The sequence below is a fragment of the Ruegeria sp. AJ12 genome (genome assembly GCF_056536245.1).
In genome coordinates this window covers 75,149-95,872 of the sequence record NZ_JBQFJJ010000002.1, presented here as the reverse complement: position 1 = coordinate 95,872, position 20,724 = coordinate 75,149, and the positions used below count along the sequence as shown (strand labels likewise).

Below are 20,724 nucleotides of genomic sequence, written 5' to 3'. Positions count from 1 at the left end.
CCCGCGATCAATGTCTGTTTACTCTGCGCGGAAAACTTCAGCGAACTTCACTGGGATTTACGACGCAGCACGCTTGAATTGCTGATCAAACAAACGACGGAAGGCACCGTTCTGCTCCATCAATCCGTCCAGCTGGCCCTGCTCGACAACCTCTCCATCCTGAACGACCATGATTTTGTCCGCTTCCAGAACGGTCGACAAGCGGTGCGCGATCACAATCGTCGTAACGCCTTGCGTCAGCTTTTCCAGTGCCTCCTTCACTAGCGCCTCTGACTCCGCATCCAGCGCACTGGTTGCCTCGTCGAGCAACAGAATTTCAGCTTTGCGCAGAATAGCCCGCGCAATCGCCAGTCGTTGCTTTTGTCCGCCGGACAGAAAAGCGCCGTTCTCCCCGACCTGGGTGTCATAGCCCTGCGGGAGATTCTTTATGAAATCATGCGCATGCGCTGCACGCGCGGCCTCTTCAATCTCTTCGTCGGTCGCCGACGGCTCGGCGTAGCGCAGGTTCTCTCGCACGCTGGTGGAAAACAGGAACGTATCCTGACCCACGTAAGAAATCTTGCGGCGCAGCGACGCGAAGCTGACCTCCATCAGGTCCTGACCGTCGATCTCAACAAGGCCTTTATCAGGGTCATAAAACCGCATGATCAGACCGAATATAGTTGACTTACCACCGCCGGACTGGCCCACAAGGGCCGTGGTCTTTCCGGCTTCGAAGGTCAGGTCCATATTCCGGATCACCGGCAACGCACCCTGATACCCAAAGGTGACATCGTGCAGACGCACCTCGCCCGGACCATCGCGCAAGTCTTTGGGCGCGGGATGCTCGCGCATGTTGTCCTCTTCATCGAGGAGTTCAAACATCAGGCCGATCGGCACCATGCAGGTTTCGATAACAACACGCATACGCGACAGCCGTTTCGCCGGCTCATACGCCATCAGCAGCGCCGTTATGAAGGACATCAACTGACCTGCGGTTGGCGGCTCGCTTCCGGCTAGGCCCATCGTACTGACGACCAGAACACCGGCCACCGCGATCCCGGCCAGAAATTCCATCATCGGGCTGGCGATGGATTGCAGTTTGGCAATTTCGTTGGACCGCTGTTCAACCCGTTTGATTGCGACATTCATGCGCCCCGCCATGCGGTCTTCCATCGCAAACACCTTGATCACCCGAATGCCGTTGGCAGTCTCCTGCAAGACCTGAATGATTTCCGACAGGTATTTCATTTCGGACTGCATGATCTTGCGCACGTTTTTGAGCAGGTAGCGTACGCTGATCAACGCAAACGGACCGACGATAAAAAACAGAAGGGACAAGAGCGGTTGCTGGTACACCATGACGAAGACCAAACCAATCAGCGTCAGGGCATCCCGGACAAAGCTTGTGACAATGACGTCAACAAGTTGCCGGGCTGCCCCTGCCCCGGCCGTGACACGCATCAACAGGTTGGACGACTCGATTTCTGCAAAATAGCCGACGCCCCGCTTCAGCAGTTTTTCGTAGAGCTTGGTCTGCTGCGCAGCGATGATCCGGTTACCGGCTCGTGCGAGATATAACGACTGGACGTAGGACGCCACGGCCTTGGCGCCAAACAGCGCGATCACCGCCAGTGCCACCCATTGTGCCTGCGAACGCATGTCGGGCGTGGTCATCGCGTTAACGATGTTTTCCATCATCCAAGCCGCGCCCGCCGTGGTTACCGCTGCAACGACCATTGCGACCATCGCTACCCCGTACAACCAACCCTGGTTGCGCAGGCTCTCGCTCAACAGACGACCAATGTAGCCAGATCGCCAATTCGCCCAGGCTTGCTTGATCATTGCGTTCTCCAAAACCAATTCCGTCGGCTCACGCAGGTCATGATTGTCGTTATGACAGTCTGCCCGGCACAAATGACGGATTGGTGTTAATTAAGCGGGACCGGGCTGAGATACTACCCCGCACCGCAACATTGCAGGTATGGCATCGAGCACTCACAGATTGAGCCTCGCGGTTTTTCATTCCGATTCACGTAAGCCCCTTTAGAGAAACGAATTTCTACAACGGCCTCAGCAGTCGGGCCGACTGCATCACTTGTCAAACACCCTACCGCCACACCACATCACCCAAAAAAATGTACCCGGCGCCGTAGATCGTTTTGATCAGACGCGGGTTTTTGGGGTCTTCACCCAGTTTGGTTCTCAGCCGTGAAATTCGGACATCCATTGCCCGGTCAAAGCTGTCTCCAGCCGCACCGCCCAGGGATTCCTGCATCTGAGACCGGCTGATCAGCCGCTTGGGGCTTTCCAAAAACAAACGCAACACTTCACTTTCGGCGTGGCTGAACGGCGTTTCTTCACCATTGCCATCCTCAAGGATGTACCGGTCGAAATATGCGGTCCAGCCGTTAAACTCTGCCACATCCGACTGTGCGCTCTGCGCGCGTGGGGATCGCAGCCTGGCACGAATACGCGCCACGACCTCAGCCGGGTCAAATGGCTTGGTGATGTAATCATCAGCGCCGAGTTCCAGCCCTGTGACCCGATCCTGAACCTGCGCCCGTCCGGAAATGATGATAACCGCGGCACCCTGCTCCAATGCCAGACGATGCACCAGCGCCAGCCCATCCGTGTCGGGCAGGGACAGGTCAACCAGACATACATCCGGTGTGACCCGGTTCAGCGCGGCCTCGAATTCCCGGGCGCGCGAAAAACTTTGTGTTCGAAACCCCGCATCTTCAAGCGCATCGGTCAGGATGCGACGAATTTCGGGTTCATCGTCGAGAATGGTGACCAACGGTTGCGTCATCAGGCGGCCTCGGTTCGGATCAGGGCGGACAACTGTGCCTGCGAAAACGGTTTGCGTAAAACCGGCGCGACGGCCAGGGCCTCACGGTACAAGGGATCAGATGTTGGCAAGGATGTCATTAGAATGCAGGGCAGGCTGTTCTTTACCCGAGCCAACAGATCGAGCCCGGTGCCCGACCCGGCGAGCCGGATGTCCGACAAGACCAGCACAATATCTTCGATGTCTGCCGTCAGGGCCAGCGCCTCATCAACCGAAATCGCTTCGATGACCGAATACCCAAGATTCACCAGCATGTCGCGAAACTGGCCGCGCAGGTCATCATTATCTTCGACCAGCAGAACCAACCCGTCCTGAACCGGCGGTGCCGGTCTATACGGCAGGCGAACAATGACGGACGCGCCCGACGGCGTATTCCGCAAGTTCAGGTCGCCCCCGGCAAGTTTCACCGTGTCATAGACCATGGGCAGACCCAGACCGGACCCCTGACTGCCCTTGGTGGTGAAAAACGGATTAAGCGCCTTCTTCAACGCTTCGGTCGAAAAACCGGGTCCGGTGTCGGACACAGTGATCTCAACCCAAATGGCGCCGATTGTGTGCGCACTGATCGTGATCTGGCCTGAATTGCCACAGGCATCTCGCGCATTCAGTACGAGGTTTAACAGCGCGTCCTGAACCATCCCGGGATCCAGCATGAGAGCCTGATCCGGTAGCGTGCAAACAACAGACAGACCCACACCGCGCGGTAATGACGGAGACGCAAGAATGCGCAAATCTTCCAGTAGCCCGTGCATATCCGTTGCCTTGGGGTGCGGTGTCCGATTGCCGGTCATGTCGGCGATACGGTTCAGCAATTGCCCGCCCCGACGCGCTGTTTGCTGGGTCGCGGATACAAGCTCGCTGGCCTCATCCGGCAGGCCCATTTTGTCCAGCCTGGCTTGCATACCCAGAATAATGGTCAACAGATTGGAGAAATCATGCGCCAGCCCACTGGTCATCTGGGCCGCCATCTCGCGCCGACGGGTCTGTTGCAGGGCAACGCGCGCCTGGGTTTCCTCGGTGATATCCACCGACATCACATAGACGCCCCCTGCCCCGTCGGGCGTGAACGATACCCGGATGCGCCGGGCATCCTGATCCTCGGTGAACTCGAACACCGAGGTCTCGCCGTCATATGCCTTTTGCAGATGGGGTTCGACGCGCCCGAATGCGGTTGGCCCCAGAGCCTCGGAAATGTGCAGACCCAGAATTTCTGACGGCCGCCCCGGCATGACCGAACTGAGGCGGCGATTCGAATAGTCGTAACGCCCGCTGGCATCCAAATGCGCAATATGGGCCGGCATCATCTCGGTCGTCATGCGCGTGCGGGCCTCGATTTCGGTCAGTTCCCTCTTGGCCTCCTCCAATGCGGTAATGGTCGCGGCCAGTTTTCGGTTGGTAGCCGACAGTTCCTCGGCGTGACTCAGCAGTTGATCGGACAGTTCTTCGGACCGCGCCCGCAGCAGGTTCTCGGCCCTTTTGGTTCCGGTGATGTCCGTGTAGACCGCAACCCATCCGCCTTGCGGCAGCGGAGCCCCCTCGACCGACAGGACCTGCCCGTTGGGGCGCACACGCTCCATGTAATGCGGCTCGAATGCCAGCGCCTGTTCGACGCGGAGGGTCACCATGTCTTCGATGTCGCCCTCATCGCCATACTCGCCGCGACTGGCCAGGAAGAAAATCGTATCCCGGAACAACGCACCGGGCCGAACCAGCTCATCCGGCAGATCGAACATTTCCTGAAACCGTCGATTGCTCAGCACCAGCCGCAACTCGCTGTCATAGATCGAAAGCGCCTGACCGATCAGGTTCAACCCGGCGGTTGTCATCGCTTTGATACGCTGTTCGGTAATGTCCAATGTCGTCCTCCGCACGACATATGCGTAACATCAGATCTGATGCAGGTGTAGAGGGGATAGGTCCGGCTCTTCGACCCGATTACCCATGCAGGGGTTGGTTGTTAGCCGCGCGATACGCCTCGACATAACCGCGTGCCACCGAACGCACTGCACGGCCAATCTCGGAGTAAGCTTCATCGGGAAGGTTGGCAAAGGACACCCGTGCCGACCAGCCCGGCGCGTCAAACCCGCTGCCGTTCAGCAGAACGATCCCGTGATCCTCGGCCAGCTTGAACGCGATGTCCAAGGGATGCACATTCTGTTTGATCCAGGCGACGACATCTTCGCCCACGTATTTGCGCAGCCAGTATTCAAAATCGAGTATGCCATAATAGGCATCGTAGTGATCGCCGGGATCTATCTCGATTCCAAGGGACTCGGTCAGCAGCTTGAAGCGGCGATGCACCAGTTCCATGCATGCGGTTTGATAGGCCTTTTTGGTGTCGACCAGTTCAACCAATGAAAACAGCGTCATCATGACCTGCTGTGGCAAGGACAACCCAGCCGTATGGTTGAGGGCCACGTCGCGGCTGTCGGCCACCATCCGGTCGATGAACCGGATGTCGCTCGGCGTCAGGCTGAGCGTTCCGTATCGTTTGTCCAGCGCGTCTTTGATCTCTTTCGGGTGGTCTGCCAATTTGAGATCAAAGATATTGTCCTGCGCCACTGCAATCACGCCAAGGCGCCAACCGGTGCATCCAAAATATTTCGAATAGGAATAGACACCGATGGTATTGCGCGGCAATTGCCCCATGACGGACGTGAAATCATGCACAAATGTTCCATAAACGTCATCGGTCAGGACAATCAGATCGGGACGGTGAGTCTCCACCAGATCAGCCAGTTTTGTCAAGGAAGCGGTGTTGAGCGCAACCGAAGACGGATTGCCCGGATTGACCAGAAAGAAGGCTTTGACCTTGGGGTCCTTCAGCTTGTCCACTGCCGCGTCTGTCAACTGAAAACCATCTTCTTCGTCGGTCTCCACGTGCACGGATTCGAGGCTGTAATCCTCCAGTTCCGGCATTTCCAGATACGGTGTGAAAATCGGCGTACACAGCGCAATTGTATCGCCCGGATTCAACAGCCGGTTCGCCTTGAGCGTTTTGAAGATATAGCACATGGCGGCCGTACCACCTTCGACAGCGAACAGGTCGAATTGTGCATCGGGGCGCTGGCCGGAACACATGGCCCACATCAGGTATTCATGCGCGATGGCCGCGTTGTGTTTGAGGATGCGATCCGGCACCGGGTAGTTGTCACCGATAATGGAATCCGTCAGTTCGTGCACAAACGCATCGGCATCAAAGTCAAAAGCAAATATCGCATGGTTGACCACCTCCATCAGCGTATCGACACCGGGCAAATCCCCATGCGCCGCGGCCCAGCCCAGCAGGCGGTCATGGCAGCCTTTCATCGCAGGCATCCCGCCCAGTCCAGCAGGATGGTTCATGGTGCGCTTGGCCTCCAGAATGGCAAACTGGCCCAATGCAAAAAAGGCCTCACGCGGGCGAGTGGCGATCCAGTTCGGGTTGCCACGTCCCGCGTTCAGAAAGGCGCTGTTGGATTTGCGGGCTTCGTCCGAGGCCAGTTTGATCAGCTCATCCTTGATCTGAAAGGGGCTGAGCGCTTCGTAATCGTGCAGTTTCAGTCGGTCCATGGGACTCACCTTTCCAAATCAGCTTAGGATCAGAACAACGACCATGCCAAAGATGGTCAGCAGCGTGTTTCCGATTGCGTAAGGCATGCCGTAACCCAATGCGGGGATGCGGCTCTGGGCGGCTTCCTGAATCATGCCCAGGGCTGCAGTAGTCGTTCGGGCACCGGCGCAGGCGCCGAACAGGATTGCCGGGTGAAATTTGAACACGTAATGCCCGACATATACCGAAAAGATCATCGGCAAGGACGTGGCCAAAATGCCCCAGAGCAGCAAGGCAACGCCGGCCTGCTGAAGCCCCGCAACAAATCCGGGCCCTGCCGTGATCCCGATCACCGCAATAAAGACATTCAAGCCAAGTGTATTCATCAGCCATAAGGACGGACCGGGGATTCTGCCAAATGTCGGGTGCACGGTACGCAGCCATCCCAGAACCAGCCCCGCAAGCAACGCTCCCCCGGTGGTCGACAGGCTGATCGGGAATCCGCCCATCATGATCGCCAGCGTGCCAACCAGGCCGCCTATGAAAATGCCCCAGCCCACAAAGGCCAAGTCTGTCGTGTCCACCGGGCGGTCGGCATATCCGATCTCGGCAATCGCCGCCTCGACATGGCGTTTGCTGCCCAGAACCGTCAGGATGTCGCCACGATGCACCACGGTGCCGGGCAATAGCGGCAATTCGACCATGTTGCGCATCAGTTTCGAGACATAGACACCGCGCGCTATGGGCTGTTTGCCAAGTTGTTCCAGTGACTTTCCATGGACCTCTTTACTGGTGATCAGAACGTCCAGCTTTTCCGAGGGGATGCTCAGCAATTCTGGCGCATCCGCTTCGCGCAGGCTGGTTTCCAATAATCCCACCAGATCCGCGCGCCGACCCGAGAACATCACGATGTCTCCGGCCTGCAGAACCGTATTGTCATCGACCTCGATGATCTGATCGCCGCGCTTGATCCGTTCCGCATAAATCCGAACGCCTGGCAGCAAATCCTTGACCGGCTGGCCGAGCAGGTCACTGCCGTCGGGGATTTCAAATGCCCGCGCTTCGATGGCGCGATACCCTGACACAATGCCGTCGCCGGTTTCGATAGCCGCGCCACCGCCCAGTTTGGCCTCGTATTCTTTGCAGGCCGCGACCAGATCAACACCGATCAGCCTGGGTCCGATCTTGGCCAGAATGATAGCCGACCCGATGGTGCCGTAGATATACGTGACCGCATAGGCGATCGGGATCTGGTTGGCGTAGGTTTGAGCCTGTTCGGAAGACAGACTGAGTTGATTGATCTGGTCCGTCGCCACACCAATTGCGGCCGAAATTGTCTGCGATCCGGCATACAGTCCAGCGGCATAACCAAGCTCAAGCCCCGCGACTTTGGCCGATATCACCGGTACGATCAGGCACAGCGCCAACACACTGAGCGCGAAAAACACCTCGCGCGCACCATCGACTTTGAGACCACGGATAAACTGCGGTCCGACACCATAACCAACCGCGAAGATGAACATGATGAAGAACGTCGATTTAACAGCCGAGTCGATGTCGATATGAACTTGGCCAATCACCACGGCTGCCAGAAGGGTGGCCGTGACCGTCCCAAGACTGAAACCCAGGAATTTCCAGGGTCCAACCCAAAATCCGATACCGATGGACAGGAATACCGCAAGCTCGGGATAGGTCTGCAATATGTTTACAAACCAGTCAAACATGAACATCTCCCACCTGTCAGACGACCCGGGCGTCATGCCCGGCGCGCCAAAACTCCAAAAGCCGGGAGAGCTGTTCAGGCTGAGCGATTGATCTGCAAATCGCGCGCGACTTCACCGTGGCTACCCGGCGGTGTTAAATCGAAACACAGTATTTTAAGGGTGACGATACCGTAAGATGCGAATTTGTCTAGGATTTTTGGGCCATGGTCCCGTCGGGCTGGCGGCTTAGAACCGAGGCTGAGATTTCGGGCCCATCGGCGTGATCGAGTGTAAGGACAATGTGTGGTCCATGTTGCGCATCCTGTGCCGCAGCATCTGTCGGGACAGCCGGGCGAGGTCGGTGGCGAATTCAGGTCTGTCCGCAACATTCTCAAGCTCTCCCCTGCCCTGCTGGTCAAACAGAAGGGGCGGCAGGTCGGCGGCGAACTCAACCAAGGTGAACCGGTCGTCGCGCAGGATGCCCAGACAGGAATCGCTGTTGCCAGTTCCCAACTGCCTCTGCCACACCGTCGGGTTCTCGGGTTCGCCAAAGTCCAGTTCGCTGAAGGAGTACGTGCGCCAATCGTCCGGACACTCGCCGCGCAAGAGCGGTAACAGAGATCGCCCGTCCATCGCATTGGGGGCCGCCTGACCCACCCACTCAAGGATTGTCGGTGTGATGTCGATGGATTCCGTTGGCACGGCAACCCTGGCCCCGGCGCGCGCGCCATTTCCGGGCATCCGTATCATCAGCGGTGTGTGGTATGCCGCGTCGTACACCGTAATTTTGCCCCAGCTGTGCCGGTCACCCAGCATTTCGCCATGGTCAGCCGTAATCACCAATAGCGTGTCGTCATATTGACCGCTGTCCTTGAGGTACTGAACAACCCGACCGACATGATGATCCACTTCGGTTGCCAACCCGAGATACACCGCTCGCAGGGTCCGAATGTTTTCATCCGTCGGCGGGACATCAGCAAAGCCAAAAACAACACCCGCGGCAGAGTTGGAATTAAGCTTGGGTCCAAAAAACGGATGCAGAGCGCGTTCATCATCGAGCGTGGGCAGCCGCTGCGGCAAAGGAACCCCGGCCGGGTCGTACACATCATTATACGGTGCTGGAGCGACCAGCGGCGGATGGGGCCGAATGTAGGTCAGATGCGCGAACCAGTTCTCATTTCGGTGTGGCGCGATGCCTTCCAGAAATGCATCGGTCAGAAAGGCAGTGTCGCTGTCCTCGGCCCGGTACAGAGCAGGATCATTCAACTTGGGCGAGGCACCATCCGGAGAAACCGGCCTGTAAACATCCCAATAATTTTCAAACGTATAACCCTTTTTCATCAGATGCGCGCGCCAGGGATAGGATTCCTCAAGTCGCATTTCGACAACCTCAAGAAACCCGTCCATCGATTGCTCGTAAGAGGTCAGAACCGGGTCTTTTGGGTGGTGAACGCGGGGATCGGCTGACGTATCGGTATAGCCGAAGAGCATCGGCAAGTACCCGGCCTTCCGCATTTCCGTCGCGATGTTTGGCGTGTCATGGCGCAGCGGTGTTCCATTGCGCACCGAGCGGTGATTCATCGCGTATTGGCCGGTCAGGATCGATGCACGCGATGGCCCGCAGGGGTTGGTGACCGAAAAGTGACGGGTGAACGTCACCGCCTCCTCCATGAAGGCCCGCATATTCGGCAAATCGACATGCGCCGCCAACGCACCGGTCAGGCAATCTGCCCGCAACTGGTCGATGATGATGAACAAGACGTTTCCGGCCTGGCGCATGGCACGATCCCCGTTTCCGCACCTTTTATTCAGATGCGGACTGTGTCGCGGTTCCCGTGCGCATGCAACAGGTTAGTCCAGCTCGTATTTCGTCTCGTAGTTTTCCTTGAGCGCAGGATCCTGATCTTCCTTACGCAGCAGGCAATTGCCGATGGACAAAACCTCGATATCCGTGCCCATGAAGCACCGAAATGCGTCCGTGGGCGTGCACACAATCGGCTCGCCACGCACGTTGAACGATGTGTTAACCACCAATGCGCATCCGGTCAGTTCTTTGAACTTGGAAATCAGCGCATGGTAGGCTGGGTTTGTGTCCTCGTGCACTGTCTGTATGCGCGCGGAATAGTCCACATGGGTCACAGCCGGAATGTCGGACCGTTTCACGTTCAGCTTTTCGATGCCGAACAGGGCGTTTTCATCATCCGTCATCTGGCGTCTGATCCGGTCCTGCACATCTGCTACGATCAGCATATAGGGGCTGTCGCCCTCCAGCTCGAACCACTCACCCACGTCTTCGCGCAAGACCGACGGCGCAAACGGGCGGAAGCTTTCGCGGTACTTTACCTTCAGGTTCAGTGTCTTCTGCATGGACTCCGAACGTGGATCACCCAGAATAGATCGCGCACCCAGGGCGCGCGGCCCAAACTCCATACGCCCCTGAAACCAGCCGACAGCTTTTCCATCCGCCAGGGCCTGCGCGGTTTCGTTGACCATTTCGCCGTTTTTGTAGGTTGTGAACTTCGCCCCCGCCTTGGTCAGTTCCTCGGCAATTGCGTCGTCTTCGAACCGGGGCCCGAGATACGCGCCCATCATCTGGTCGCCCGGCTGCACCTGACGCGGGTTTCCCAACTCCTGGTGCCACGCGGCGTAGGCTGCCCCCAGCGCTCCGCCAGCATCGCCAGCGGCTGGCTGCACCCACAGATTGTCAAAGGCACCATCCCGCAGGATCTTGCCATTGGCCACGCAGTTCAGGGCAACACCCCCGGCCATGCACAGGTTCCGAATGCCGTGCTCCTGCGCCAGATCGCGGGTGATGCGCAGCATGATTTCCTCGGTTACCGCCTGAACCGATGCGGCGATGTCCATGTGGAACTGTGTCAGCTGATCGGTTTCCGGTTTGCGAACCGGGTGGCCGAACAGGTCCTCCAGCGCCTTGCTGGTCATGGTCAGACCAGCGGTGTAGTTGAAATACTTCTGGTTCAGGCGGAAGGAGCCATCCTCTTTCAGATCAACCAGATGTTCGAGGATCAGGTCCTTGTATTGCGGCACACCATAGGGTGCCAGGCCCATGACCTTGTATTCGCCGGAATTGACCTTGAACCCGGTGTAGTAGGTGAATGCGGAATAGAGCAGGCCCAGAGAATGCGGGAAATGCAGCTCCTTGACCATGGTCAGTTCGTTGCCGCGCCCGATCCCTACGGTGGTCGTGGCCCATTCCCCAACGCCATCCACGGTCAGCACAATCGCCTCTTCGAACGGAGACGGGTAGAATGCGCTGGCCGCATGGCTGACATGGTGTTCGGTAAACAGCAGTTTGCTGATCGGGAATTCCGGGTCGAATTTGCGCAACTGTTTGTTCAGCAAATCCTTGAGAAACAGCTTTTCCCGCAACCAGACCGGCATCGCCATGCGGAAAGAATTGAACCCGCGCGGAGCGACCGCAATGTAGGTCTCGATCAGCCGTTCAAACTTGAGAAACGGTTTGTCGTAAAAAACGACATTGTCGACGTCCGCCAACGTAATGCCCGATTCGGCCAACACGTATTCGATCGCCTTCTCGGGGAAGCCGGGATCGTGTTTGCGGCGTGTAAAACGCTCTTCCTGCGCGGCGGCGACGATTTTGCCATCGCGCAGCAAGGCGGCTGCGCTGTCGTGGTACAGCGCTGAAATGCCCAGAATGTAAGTCATAGGATCAGAATAGCGTGTAAATGAACGGCGCAATAGCCGAACCTTGGCTAAGCACGATAAGCCCGCCGAACACACCCAAAACAATCAGGATCGGCAGCAGCCAAAACTTTTTTCTGACTCTCATAAATGACCAGAGCTCGGAAACAAATGTCACGCCCGGTACTCCCTTCTTTAAAACTGTTGTTTCATGCTGCCAGGCTGATCCTTGCGATCCACCCAGTAGCTTTTCGCCGAACTGTCTAATTTCTCAGACAAAAGATCCTTGCCCAACAGGCGGGTAACAATGCCGAACGGCACAAAAGTCGTGATGAACACGAGAAACATGACGATCGGCGCAACGACGGCCCCCAGCAACATGCCGAATTTAAACCACAGTCGATTTGGCTTGGTCAGCGTGTGCGGCGCGAAAAAGGTCAGCGCCAGAATGCCCGCGGCGATAGCCAGAGGAATCCAACGGACCGTACCCCCGCCCCAAACCGGCCAAAGCGCGATGATCAGAAACACTGCTGTGAACACAAATCCAAAGCCCCGTTCAGAGCCGATTTCAACGTCAACATTGGAGTGATGGTCAGACATGGAACACAACCGAACAACAAAAACAAAACAACTTGCGCAAGAATACCATCCCCGGCAGTCGAAACAAGTGATTTAGTTCTCACAACACGGGATTCATTTGCCTGCTGAACGTCTAGGTGTCGCAGCCGCGCACTCCTGTGCAGACAAATCCGGTTTGGTCGGCACAAAGCCGTTGCAGCATGCGCGCGTTTCACTTCACATAGCCGCATGACGCGTCCGACCATAACAACCGAGCATGACGCCGACGGCACCTGTGTGCGCATTGCCGGCAAAATGCTGACGCAATCGCTGGAAACCGTTGAAAACGCTTTTGCCGCCATTCAACCCAAGGGCGGTGACGTCACGCTCGATCTGTCGGATGTCGAGGCGCTGGATACCGGCGGCGCGTGGCTGGTTGCCAACTTGGCGCGCAGGTTCACGTCCAGCGGTGCCAAGCTGCAGTTTCAGGGCGTCCAGCCGGCACATGCTGCGCTGATAGATACCGTCTCGCACAACATCCCGGACGATCCCGGAAAACTGGCTGAGCCACGCAGTTTCACCGATTGGGTCGAAAGCGTGGGGCAAGGCACTGTCGGCGCCTGGACCGATACGCTTTCAATCCTCGGGTTTTTGGGGCTGACGCTACATCGACTTGCGCGCACCGTTGTCATGCCCTGGAGGCTGCGCCGCGCGGCCCTGTTCACCCATATGGAGGAGACCGGATTCAAAGCCCTGCCCATCGTCGCGCTCATGGGGTTTCTGATTGGCGTCGTTCTGGCCTTTCAGGGCGCCACCCAGCTCAAACAATTCGGGGCTGAAATTTTTGTCGTCGAGCTGATATCGATCTCGATCCTGCGCGAGTTGGGCATCCTGCTGACAGCCATCATCGTCGCCGGCCGATCCGGATCAGCTTTCACGGCCTCGATCGGGTCCATGAAAGTGCAGGAAGAAATCGACGCCATGCGCACGCTGGGCCTGGATCCGATCGAAGTGCTGGTCATCCCACGCGTGGTCGCCTTGCTGATCATGCTGCCCATTCTCGGGTTCGTGGCCGATATGGCCGGGCTGTTCGGCGGTGCCCTGATGAGCTGGATCGATCTTGGCGTCAGCCCTGGCATGTTTATCACCCGCCTGAAAGAGAACACAGGCGTTTGGCAACTGGGGGTCGGTCTGATCAAAGCCCCGTTCTTCGCTTTGGTCATCGGCGTGATTGCCTGCTGGCAGGCCATGCAAGTCAAGGGTTCGGCCCAAAGCGTGGGTCAAAGAACCACCGCTTCGGTCGTGCAATCCATTTTCATGGTTATCGCCATCGACGCGCTGTTTTCGGTGTTCTTCTCGCAGGTCGGGGTCTGACATGGACGGCACGGTTCAGCATCAGGCAACTCAAACCGATGCGCAGCGTGAAGCAGTGATCCGGGTACGGGGTTTGAAAACGCAATTTGGACCACAGGTTGTGCACGATAACCTCGATCTGGACGTCTGGCGCGGTGAGGTTCTTGGTATCGTTGGCGGCTCGGGCACCGGGAAATCTGTTCTGTTGCGCACAATTGTCGGGCTGAACACGCCGGTGGCGGGCAGTATAGAGGTTCTGGGCGTGGATGTCCTGAACGGGCCCGAAGAAGACCGCCGCAGGATCGAACGGCACTGGGGCGTTGCCTTTCAGGATGGGGCGTTGTTTTCCTCGCTGACCGTCCTGCAAAACGTGATGGCACCGCTGCGTGAACACACCGGGATCAGCGAAAAGCTGATGGAATCCCTTGGCGCGCTTAAAGTCTCACTTGTCGGGCTGCCGCAACTCAGTTGCGGCAAGTTCCCTGCCGAGCTTTCGGGCGGCATGCGCAAACGCGCCGCATTGGCGCGGGCCTTGGCGCTGGACCCCGAGATCGTCTTTCTGGACGAGCCCACCGCCGGTTTGGACCCGATTGGTGCCGCCGCCTATGATGACCTGATCGGAGAGCTTCAACAAGCGCTTGGTCTGACTGTTTTCATGGTGACCCATGATCTGGACAGCCTCTATGCCAGTTGCAACCGCGTTGCAGTTCTTGCGGAAAAACGCGTGCTGGTGGAAGGACCGATTGAAGAGATGACCAAGGTCGATCATCCTTGGGTTCAGGAATACTTCACAGGCCCCCGCGCCCGCGCGGCGCAGGAGAAGGGGCAAAACAGGTAGAGGCGATGGAAACCCGAGCGAACTATATCCTGATCGGCGCGTTCACCCTTGCGGGCATCCTGGGCGCGTTTGCCTTTTTCCTGTGGCTGGCAAAATTCGAAGTCACCCGCCAATACGCCTATTACGATATCCTGTTCGACAACGTGTCAGGGCTGTCGGCCGCCGGGGGCGTCAGTTTCAATGGCTTGCCGGTCGGTCAGGTCATTTCGCTCAATCTGGATGATGACGATCCGTCCAAAGTCAGGGTGCGGATCGAAGTGGATGCGGATATCCCCGTAACAGAAGACACGGTTGCGCAACTGCAATCCCTGGGTGTGACCGGCGTTGGCTACGTTGAACTGACCGGTGGGTCTTCGACAGCTGAGCGGTTGCCGCAAGACAGTGTCATCAAGAGCAAACGTAGTACAATCCAGACGCTTTTCGAAGGCGCCCCCAAGCTCCTGGATGAGGCGATTACGCTGCTTCAGGATTTGAACTCCGTCGTGAATGATAAAAACCGTCAGGCAGTATCAGATATCCTGGACAATCTGGCCTCGGCGACCGGACGGCTGGACAAGACACTGTCGGATTTTGAATCTGTCTCCAGCGATATCGGTGGGGCAGCCAAAGATATCGGCGAGTTCACCAAGCGCTTGGAACCTTTGGTCGACACCGCCAAAACGACGCTGGAAACCGGGAACGATACCCTGAATTCCGTCAAGACGGCCTCGGAATCCGCCAAAGAGGCGCTGGACGAGGCAAAAACAACCCTCGCCACAGCCGATCAGGTGATGCAGGAAGACATCCGGCCGTTTATCGAACGTGGATCGGCCCTGGCCGAGCGGCTAACCAAATTGTCGGAAGAAGGCAGCGTCACGCTGGAGATCGTCAACGATACCGTGCTGAACGCAAACACCACGCTTGGGTCGATCACTGCGGCAATGGACACCGCGAAGGAAACTCTGGTTTCAGCCGAACGCGCCTTTGACTCCGCCAACCGCGTGATGGAAGAGGATGTGGCCCCGGTGGCAGAGGATATCCGCAAGGCGGCAAATCAGGTCACCACGACCGTTTCGAACATCACCGAGAAGATCGACAAAATCTCGGACGATGTGCTCAGCGCATCGAACTCCGCATCGGAATTGCTCGGCACAATCGACGGCATTGTGCAAAGCAACCGCCGCCAGGTATCAGATTTCCTGCGGGTCGGCCTGCCCCAGTTCGTGCGTTTTATCGAAGAGTCGCAAAGGCTTGTCATCAGCCTTGACCGCCTTGTAGACAAGGTGGAACGTGATCCGGCCCGTTTCCTTCTGGGCACGCAAGCATCGGAGTTCCGCCAATGATTAGGCCATTCATTCTGTTCCTGATGATTGCGTCGCTCGGCGGATGCGCCGGATTGGGAACGTTGCAACAGGCGGCCAAGCCCAACGATCTGTATCTGCTGACACCCAAAAGCACGTTCTCGTCCTCTTTACCGAAGGTTCAAAAACAGATTGTTGTTCAAGAACCGACGGCAACAGCGGCGGTGAACACGGATCAGATTGCGATCCAGCCGACTCCGTTGCAGGTGCAGTATTTGCCGCGCGCACGTTGGGTCGATCGAGCGCCCCTGATCGTTCAGGCATTGCTGGTCGAAAGCTATGAGAACTCGAACAGGGTCGCAGCCGTTGGTCGCTCGACCGTTGGGTTGCGCGCCGACTACGTCATTGCCCCGGACCTGCGGGAGTTTCAGGGTATCGTCATTTCGGAAACCGAAAACGCGAAAACCGTGCGCGTCGAAGTGCGTATGAACATCAAGATCATCGACGAGTTTGAAGACAAGATCATCGCGTCCAGCTCGTTTCAGGAAAACGTTGTGGCAGCCAGCGATCAGACCGAGGATCTGGTCAATGCGTTCGATATAGCGCTTGGGAAAACCATGCGGGACGCGGTCGAGTGGAGCGTGCGCCGGATCAACTCTCATGCAGCAAGCAATCCGCGCCCCTCGCTGAACTGAATAACGAGGGACGACAGGACACTGCCGCCCCCCCAAACTCATCGAGACAGGGTATCCGCCAATCGCATCAGGGTGACCGCTTCGGCCCTGTACCCAAAACTGTCCTGACCCTTTGCCCCGTTCGCCAGGGCAATGGCATCGTCATAGCTCCAGTCGCCCAGATAGGCGCCGCCGCGCAGCAACTGCCCGAATCCAGCAATTGCGCAGGAAAACCGAACATCGTCATTTGCCTTGCCCTGCGCCGATAGTATCGCTTGTTCGATCAACCGGCTCTGTTCTTCCCCCGGGGTTTTGTAGCGGAGCCTGAAAAACCCGATCTCGTCCGATGCCTGCGGTTCGGTTTGCGTGGCATAGCGCAAGGGCTCGTTGCGGATCGCGTCCGATCCCACGGGCGTCACCTCGTAGATCGCGGTCACGTTGTGGCCTGCGCCGATGTCGCCGGCATCCACCTTGTCATTCGAAAAATCCTCACGCCGCAGAGTTCGGGTTTCATATCCGACCAGTCGGTACTCGGCGATTTGCGCGGGGTTGAACTCGACCTGAATCTTCACGTCATTGGCAATCGGGAACAAAGCCCCTGTCAACTGATCTACCAACACCTTGCGCGCCTCGCTCAGCGTGTCGACATAGGCCGCCTGCCCGTTCCCGTGCTGCGCCAGCGCCTGCATGGTTGCGTCGTCCAGATTGCCCCGGCCAAATCCCAGCACACTGAGATAGGTGCCACTATCGCGTTTCCCGGCGATAAAATCCTCCAGCGCCTCCGGGTCGGAAAGCCCAACGTTGAAATCCCCATCCGTGGCCAGGATCACGCGGGTCACCTCGCCCTCGGCCGCCATGCTTTCAGCCACCTGATAGGCTTGCTGCAACCCGGCCTGTCCGGCGGTCGAGCCACCGGCTTCCAATTGCTCCAGAGCGGTCAAAATCTTCGCGCGGTTCGTGGCCGCCGTCGGTTCCAGCACCTGACCGGCGCTGCCCGCATAGGTCACGATCGAGACCTGATCCTCGGGCTGTAATTCAGACAGCAGCAGGCGAAAGGATTGTTTGAGCAAGGGCAGCTTGTCGGCATCCTGCATAGACCCGGATGTATCGATCAGAAACACAAGGTTCAGCGGCGGGCGGTCCTCAATCGCAGGCAACGCGCCCTGAATACCGATATGGACAAGCTGCGTGCCTTCGTTCCATGGCGTTGGGGTCACGGTGATCGTCGAACGAAACGGAACGTCGCCATCGGGTGCGGGGTAACTGTAGGGGAAGTAATTCACCATCTCTTCCACCCGTACCGCGTCTTTCGGCGGCAGATGACCGTTCATCAGCGAAGATCGGACGATAGAATACGAGGCCGTATCAACGTCGATCGAGAAGGTGGACACGGGTTCTTCGATTGTGACCTTCAGCGGGTTGGTATCGGCATTGGCGAAGGCTTCGGTGTTTGGGCTCAGGTCAACTCCACCGCCGTCAATCCCAGGTGCAACCATCGAAGAGGTGCTGTCTCCAGAAAATGTACCGTGAGACAGGCCAAAACGTCCTGCATCCTTCGAAAACTGCACTCCCGAAGACTGCCTCGGCGTTGGCGAGATTGCCTCCTCAACCACAACCGGGGCCTCCAAATCAGCGCCCGCCGACAATCCGGCGATTACAGGTCCGTCCTGTTCGGCACGGGTTTCAGGCGACGGTACCCGGATTTCGCTCCACGATGTCGGGTTCACCACAACATCCCGGGCTTGCGGCACGATCATCACTAAAGCAACGGCAGCTATGGCCGTGGTCGCGGTCAGCACGCCGCGCTGTGAAAGGGTGTTCAACATGGATTTCGCTCCTTCTGTCAGGCGGGCCATCGGGCCTCGCTGAACAGTGGGACGTGCCCCGGCGTGCGATCCTTGGGCACGAGCAAAGTTTTCCTGCGCCAGTTGCAGGTTTTCGGCACGGCGTTGTTCGTCAGGCGCAGGCGTCGCTGCATCCATATGCATCTTCAGATCGTCAAACTCGTCTGTCATTGCGCCAGCTCCTCTTGTCGCAATACGCGCAAATGTTTTCGGACTTCGGACATTCGCCAGGACACCGTGCCCTCTGACACGCCCAGAACCTCTGCCGCCTCCCTATGGGTCATCTCTTCGTCCAGTGTCAGGGCCAGCGTTTCCTGCAAATCCGGTGGCAACGCGCGCATTGCGCGGTGCAGCCAATCCATGGCTTCAGCCGCTTCTGCCGCTTCGGCACGGCGCATTTTTTCGACATCACCCCAGCCGGAGGCTGCGCGGTCATGGCTGGCGTTGCGCCGCCGGGCATCTTCGGCGGCATTGACGACAACCCGGTAGAGCCAGGTGGTGAATTTTGCCTGAGCGCGGAATCCGGCAATCTTGGCAGGCAATGCCGCGCAGATGTCCTGCGTCAGATCCTCTGCGTCGCCGGTCCGTCCGGTCAGACGAAATGCCAGCCGAAAAACCCGGTCATAGTGGCGCGCAAGCAGAGTCGCGAACGCATCCGCGTCGCCGCCAGCTGCCGCCATGGCCAGATCTTCGTCCGAGGTTTTCATCCGCATCACGTTTGTAAGACGGATGGAAAAGGTCAATCCTTGGCAGTGTTGCGAAATAAATCAGAATTGGGCTGCAGAGGCCCGGTTCCAATCGTCGGCAAAGTCCTCCGGGATCGAGTCGGTCAACAAAGCGCCGTCCTCAATGAACGGGTAAAGCTCGGCATAGGACCGCTCGCGTTCATCCGCGGTGCGACGGCGGATATCGCCCGGATGCAGGTCCGAGACCTTTTCTTTGCCCATCGCGCCCAGGAGTTCACGAAAGCTTTCCAGCGTCGCATCGTGAAAGCGGTGCACCCGTTGGCGTTTCTGCGGGACATTCACCGCGCGGCCCCGGATGGGATCCTGCGTGGCCACCCCCGACGGGCAGCGGTTCGTATTGCAGTGCAGGGCCTGAATGCAGCCTACGGCGAACATCATCGCCCGTGCCGCGTTGCACATATCCGCCCCCAGCGCGAATTTTTCGACCATGTCGTAGCCGGTGGCAACCTTGCCTGAGCAAATGATACGGACCTTGTCGCGCAGCCCAACGCCGCGCAGGCAGTTGTTCACAAAGATCAGGGCCTCGTTCAGCGGCATGCCCAGGCGGTTTGTGAACTCAACCGGCGCCGCGCCCGTTCCACCCTCGGCCCCGTCAATGGTGATGAAATCCGGCAGGATCCCCGTCTCCAACATGGCTTTGCAGATCGCGAGGAATTCCGACCGATTGCCGATACACAATTTGAACCCGATGGGTTTGCCGCCGGACATCTCGCGCAAGTGCTGTACGAACTGCATCAGCCCCGTTGGCCCGTCAAAGGCGGAATGGATGGGCGGTGAAATGACATCCTGATGTTCCGGCACGCCCCGGATTTCGGCGATTTCCTTGTCGACCTTTGCGGCTGGCAGAACACCGCCATGTGAAGGCTTGGCCCCCTGAGACAGTTTGATCTCGATCGCCTTGACCACATCTTTCTTGGCTTTCTCGGCAAAGGCATCCTTGTCAAACCCGCCCTCAGGGGTACGGCACCCGAAGTAGCCGGTTCCGATCTGCCAGATGATGTCACCACCTTCAGCCAGATGATGCGGCGACAACCCGCCCTCGCCCGTATTATGGGCAAAGCCGCCGTCCTTGGCGCCACCGTTCAGGGCCCGGATGGCGTTTGCGCTCAGCGCTCCGAAACTCATGGCCGAGACGTTCAGGCGCGACGCGTTATACGGTTTTTCGCATTGCGGACCGCCAAGCATCACGCGCTCTTCGCTTTCGGGCACGTCCTTGGGGGCCAGTGAGTGGTTGGCCCGGTGATACCCCACGGTCATGATGTCGTACTGGGTACCAAAGGCCTGCGTGTCCACCTGACCCTTGGCGCGCGAATAGACCAGCGCGCGGATGATCCGGTTGTAGGGCCGGCCGCTTTCGTTGGTTTCCACAAAGTACTGACGGATTTCCGGGCTGACGAATTCCAGCATATAGCGGAAATGACCCAAAACGGGATAGTTGTTCAGAACGTTGTGCTTGGTGGTCAGCATGTCATACAGACCAACGACCGCATACGGCACCAGGAATACAAGGAACCAATGGGCTGGTGGCCAGTAAAACCCCCAGATCGCCACCAGGGGCAGACACACATAGCTGATGAAGTAATAGAGTCTGCGTACAATCATTCCTGATCCCTCTGGGTGGCGCCGAACATTGCGCGACCTTGATTCATTCGACGCCCATGCCGCGCCACCTGATGCAAACGTGGAACAATTTGGCTTTTGAT

Annotated in this window: 16 protein-coding genes; 4 read left to right on the top strand and 12 right to left on the bottom strand. The window is 57.9% G+C overall.

All coding sequences use genetic code 11. The features are described from left to right. Positions 1 to 57: 57 nt before the first annotated feature. The 9 genes from ACR3E0_RS20740 to ACR3E0_RS20700 form a co-directional block, all read right to left on the bottom strand. Positions 58 to 1,824 (bottom strand): ABC transporter ATP-binding protein, encoded by a 1,767-nt coding sequence (locus ACR3E0_RS20740; RefSeq protein WP_480481290.1) that lies wholly within the window; start codon positions 1,822 to 1,824, stop codon positions 58 to 60. 265 nt (positions 1,825 to 2,089) lie between these two features. Further along, entirely contained in the window at positions 2,090 to 2,791 is a 702-nt protein-coding gene (locus ACR3E0_RS20735) for a response regulator transcription factor (protein WP_480481288.1), read from the bottom strand. After that, the gene (locus ACR3E0_RS20730; protein ID WP_480481733.1) at positions 2,791 to 4,656 is read right to left on the bottom strand and encodes a hybrid sensor histidine kinase/response regulator; all 1,866 of its coding nucleotides are present in this window, start codon (positions 4,654 to 4,656) and stop codon (positions 2,791 to 2,793) included. The genes ACR3E0_RS20735 and ACR3E0_RS20730 overlap by 1 nt, the downstream gene beginning before the upstream one ends. A gap of 109 nt (positions 4,657 to 4,765) precedes the next feature. Continuing rightward, the gene (locus tag ACR3E0_RS20725) at positions 4,766 to 6,382 is read right to left on the bottom strand and encodes a bifunctional aspartate transaminase/aspartate 4-decarboxylase (RefSeq protein WP_480481286.1); all 1,617 of its coding nucleotides are present in this window, start codon (positions 6,380 to 6,382) and stop codon (positions 4,766 to 4,768) included. 18 nt (positions 6,383 to 6,400) lie between these two features. Beyond that, the gene (gene aspT / locus ACR3E0_RS20720; protein WP_480481284.1) at positions 6,401 to 8,086 is read right to left on the bottom strand and encodes an aspartate-alanine antiporter; all 1,686 of its coding nucleotides are present in this window, start codon (positions 8,084 to 8,086) and stop codon (positions 6,401 to 6,403) included. A gap of 225 nt (positions 8,087 to 8,311) precedes the next feature. Next, positions 8,312 to 9,844 carry an alkaline phosphatase family protein gene (locus ACR3E0_RS20715; protein WP_480481282.1) on the bottom strand — a complete coding sequence of 511 codons (1,533 nt, stop codon included), beginning with the start codon at positions 9,842 to 9,844 and terminating at the stop codon, positions 8,312 to 8,314. A gap of 72 nt (positions 9,845 to 9,916) precedes the next feature. Beyond that, positions 9,917 to 11,752 (bottom strand): carbamoyltransferase family protein, encoded by a 1,836-nt coding sequence (locus ACR3E0_RS20710; protein ID WP_480481280.1) that lies wholly within the window; start codon positions 11,750 to 11,752, stop codon positions 9,917 to 9,919. A gap of 4 nt (positions 11,753 to 11,756) precedes the next feature. Continuing rightward, positions 11,757 to 11,906 (bottom strand): DUF5989 family protein, encoded by a 150-nt coding sequence (locus ACR3E0_RS20705; RefSeq protein WP_170431284.1) that lies wholly within the window; start codon positions 11,904 to 11,906, stop codon positions 11,757 to 11,759. A gap of 17 nt (positions 11,907 to 11,923) precedes the next feature. Continuing rightward, positions 11,924 to 12,328 carry an SxtJ family membrane protein gene (locus tag ACR3E0_RS20700; RefSeq protein WP_480481278.1) on the bottom strand — a complete coding sequence of 135 codons (405 nt, stop codon included), beginning with the start codon at positions 12,326 to 12,328 and terminating at the stop codon, positions 11,924 to 11,926. A 207-nt stretch (positions 12,329 to 12,535) separates the two neighbouring features. Here ACR3E0_RS20700 and ACR3E0_RS20695 point away from each other — a divergent pair, with 207 nt between their 5' ends. From ACR3E0_RS20695 to ACR3E0_RS20680, 4 genes are read left to right on the top strand one after another with little or no spacing between them, the layout of a single operon-like run. Beyond that, positions 12,536 to 13,660 (top strand): MlaE family lipid ABC transporter permease subunit, encoded by a 1,125-nt coding sequence (locus tag ACR3E0_RS20695; RefSeq protein ID WP_480481276.1) that lies wholly within the window; start codon positions 12,536 to 12,538, stop codon positions 13,658 to 13,660. 1 nt (position 13,661) lies between these two features. Continuing rightward, entirely contained in the window at positions 13,662 to 14,477 is an 816-nt protein-coding gene (locus tag ACR3E0_RS20690) for an ABC transporter ATP-binding protein (RefSeq protein WP_480481274.1), read from the top strand. Positions 14,478 to 14,482: 5 nt separating this feature from the next. Then, positions 14,483 to 15,799 (top strand): MlaD family protein, encoded by a 1,317-nt coding sequence (locus ACR3E0_RS20685; RefSeq protein WP_480481272.1) that lies wholly within the window; start codon positions 14,483 to 14,485, stop codon positions 15,797 to 15,799. Beyond that, complete coding sequence (locus ACR3E0_RS20680; RefSeq protein ID WP_480481270.1) at positions 15,796 to 16,452, top strand: ABC-type transport auxiliary lipoprotein family protein; 657 nt, start codon at positions 15,796 to 15,798, stop codon at positions 16,450 to 16,452. Before ACR3E0_RS20685 ends, ACR3E0_RS20680 begins: the two co-directional genes overlap by 4 nt. Positions 16,453 to 16,490: 38 nt before the next feature. On the opposite strand, the gene ACR3E0_RS20675 is transcribed toward ACR3E0_RS20680, so the two are convergent. From ACR3E0_RS20675 to ACR3E0_RS20665, 3 genes are read right to left on the bottom strand one after another with little or no spacing between them, the layout of a single operon-like run. Then, on the bottom strand, positions 16,491 to 18,419 hold the full coding sequence (locus ACR3E0_RS20675; protein WP_480481731.1) for a vWA domain-containing protein: 1,929 nt from the start codon (positions 18,417 to 18,419) through the stop codon (positions 16,491 to 16,493). Between the two features lie 23 nt (positions 18,420 to 18,442). Next, complete coding sequence (locus tag ACR3E0_RS20670; RefSeq protein ID WP_480481268.1) at positions 18,443 to 18,982, bottom strand: RNA polymerase sigma factor; 540 nt, start codon at positions 18,980 to 18,982, stop codon at positions 18,443 to 18,445. Between the two features lie 60 nt (positions 18,983 to 19,042). Next, positions 19,043 to 20,623: an FMN-binding glutamate synthase family protein gene (locus ACR3E0_RS20665; RefSeq protein ID WP_480481266.1), complete on the bottom strand. Its 1,581-nt coding sequence runs from the start codon at positions 20,621 to 20,623 to the stop codon at positions 19,043 to 19,045. Between the last annotated feature and the right edge of the window lie 101 nt (positions 20,624 to 20,724).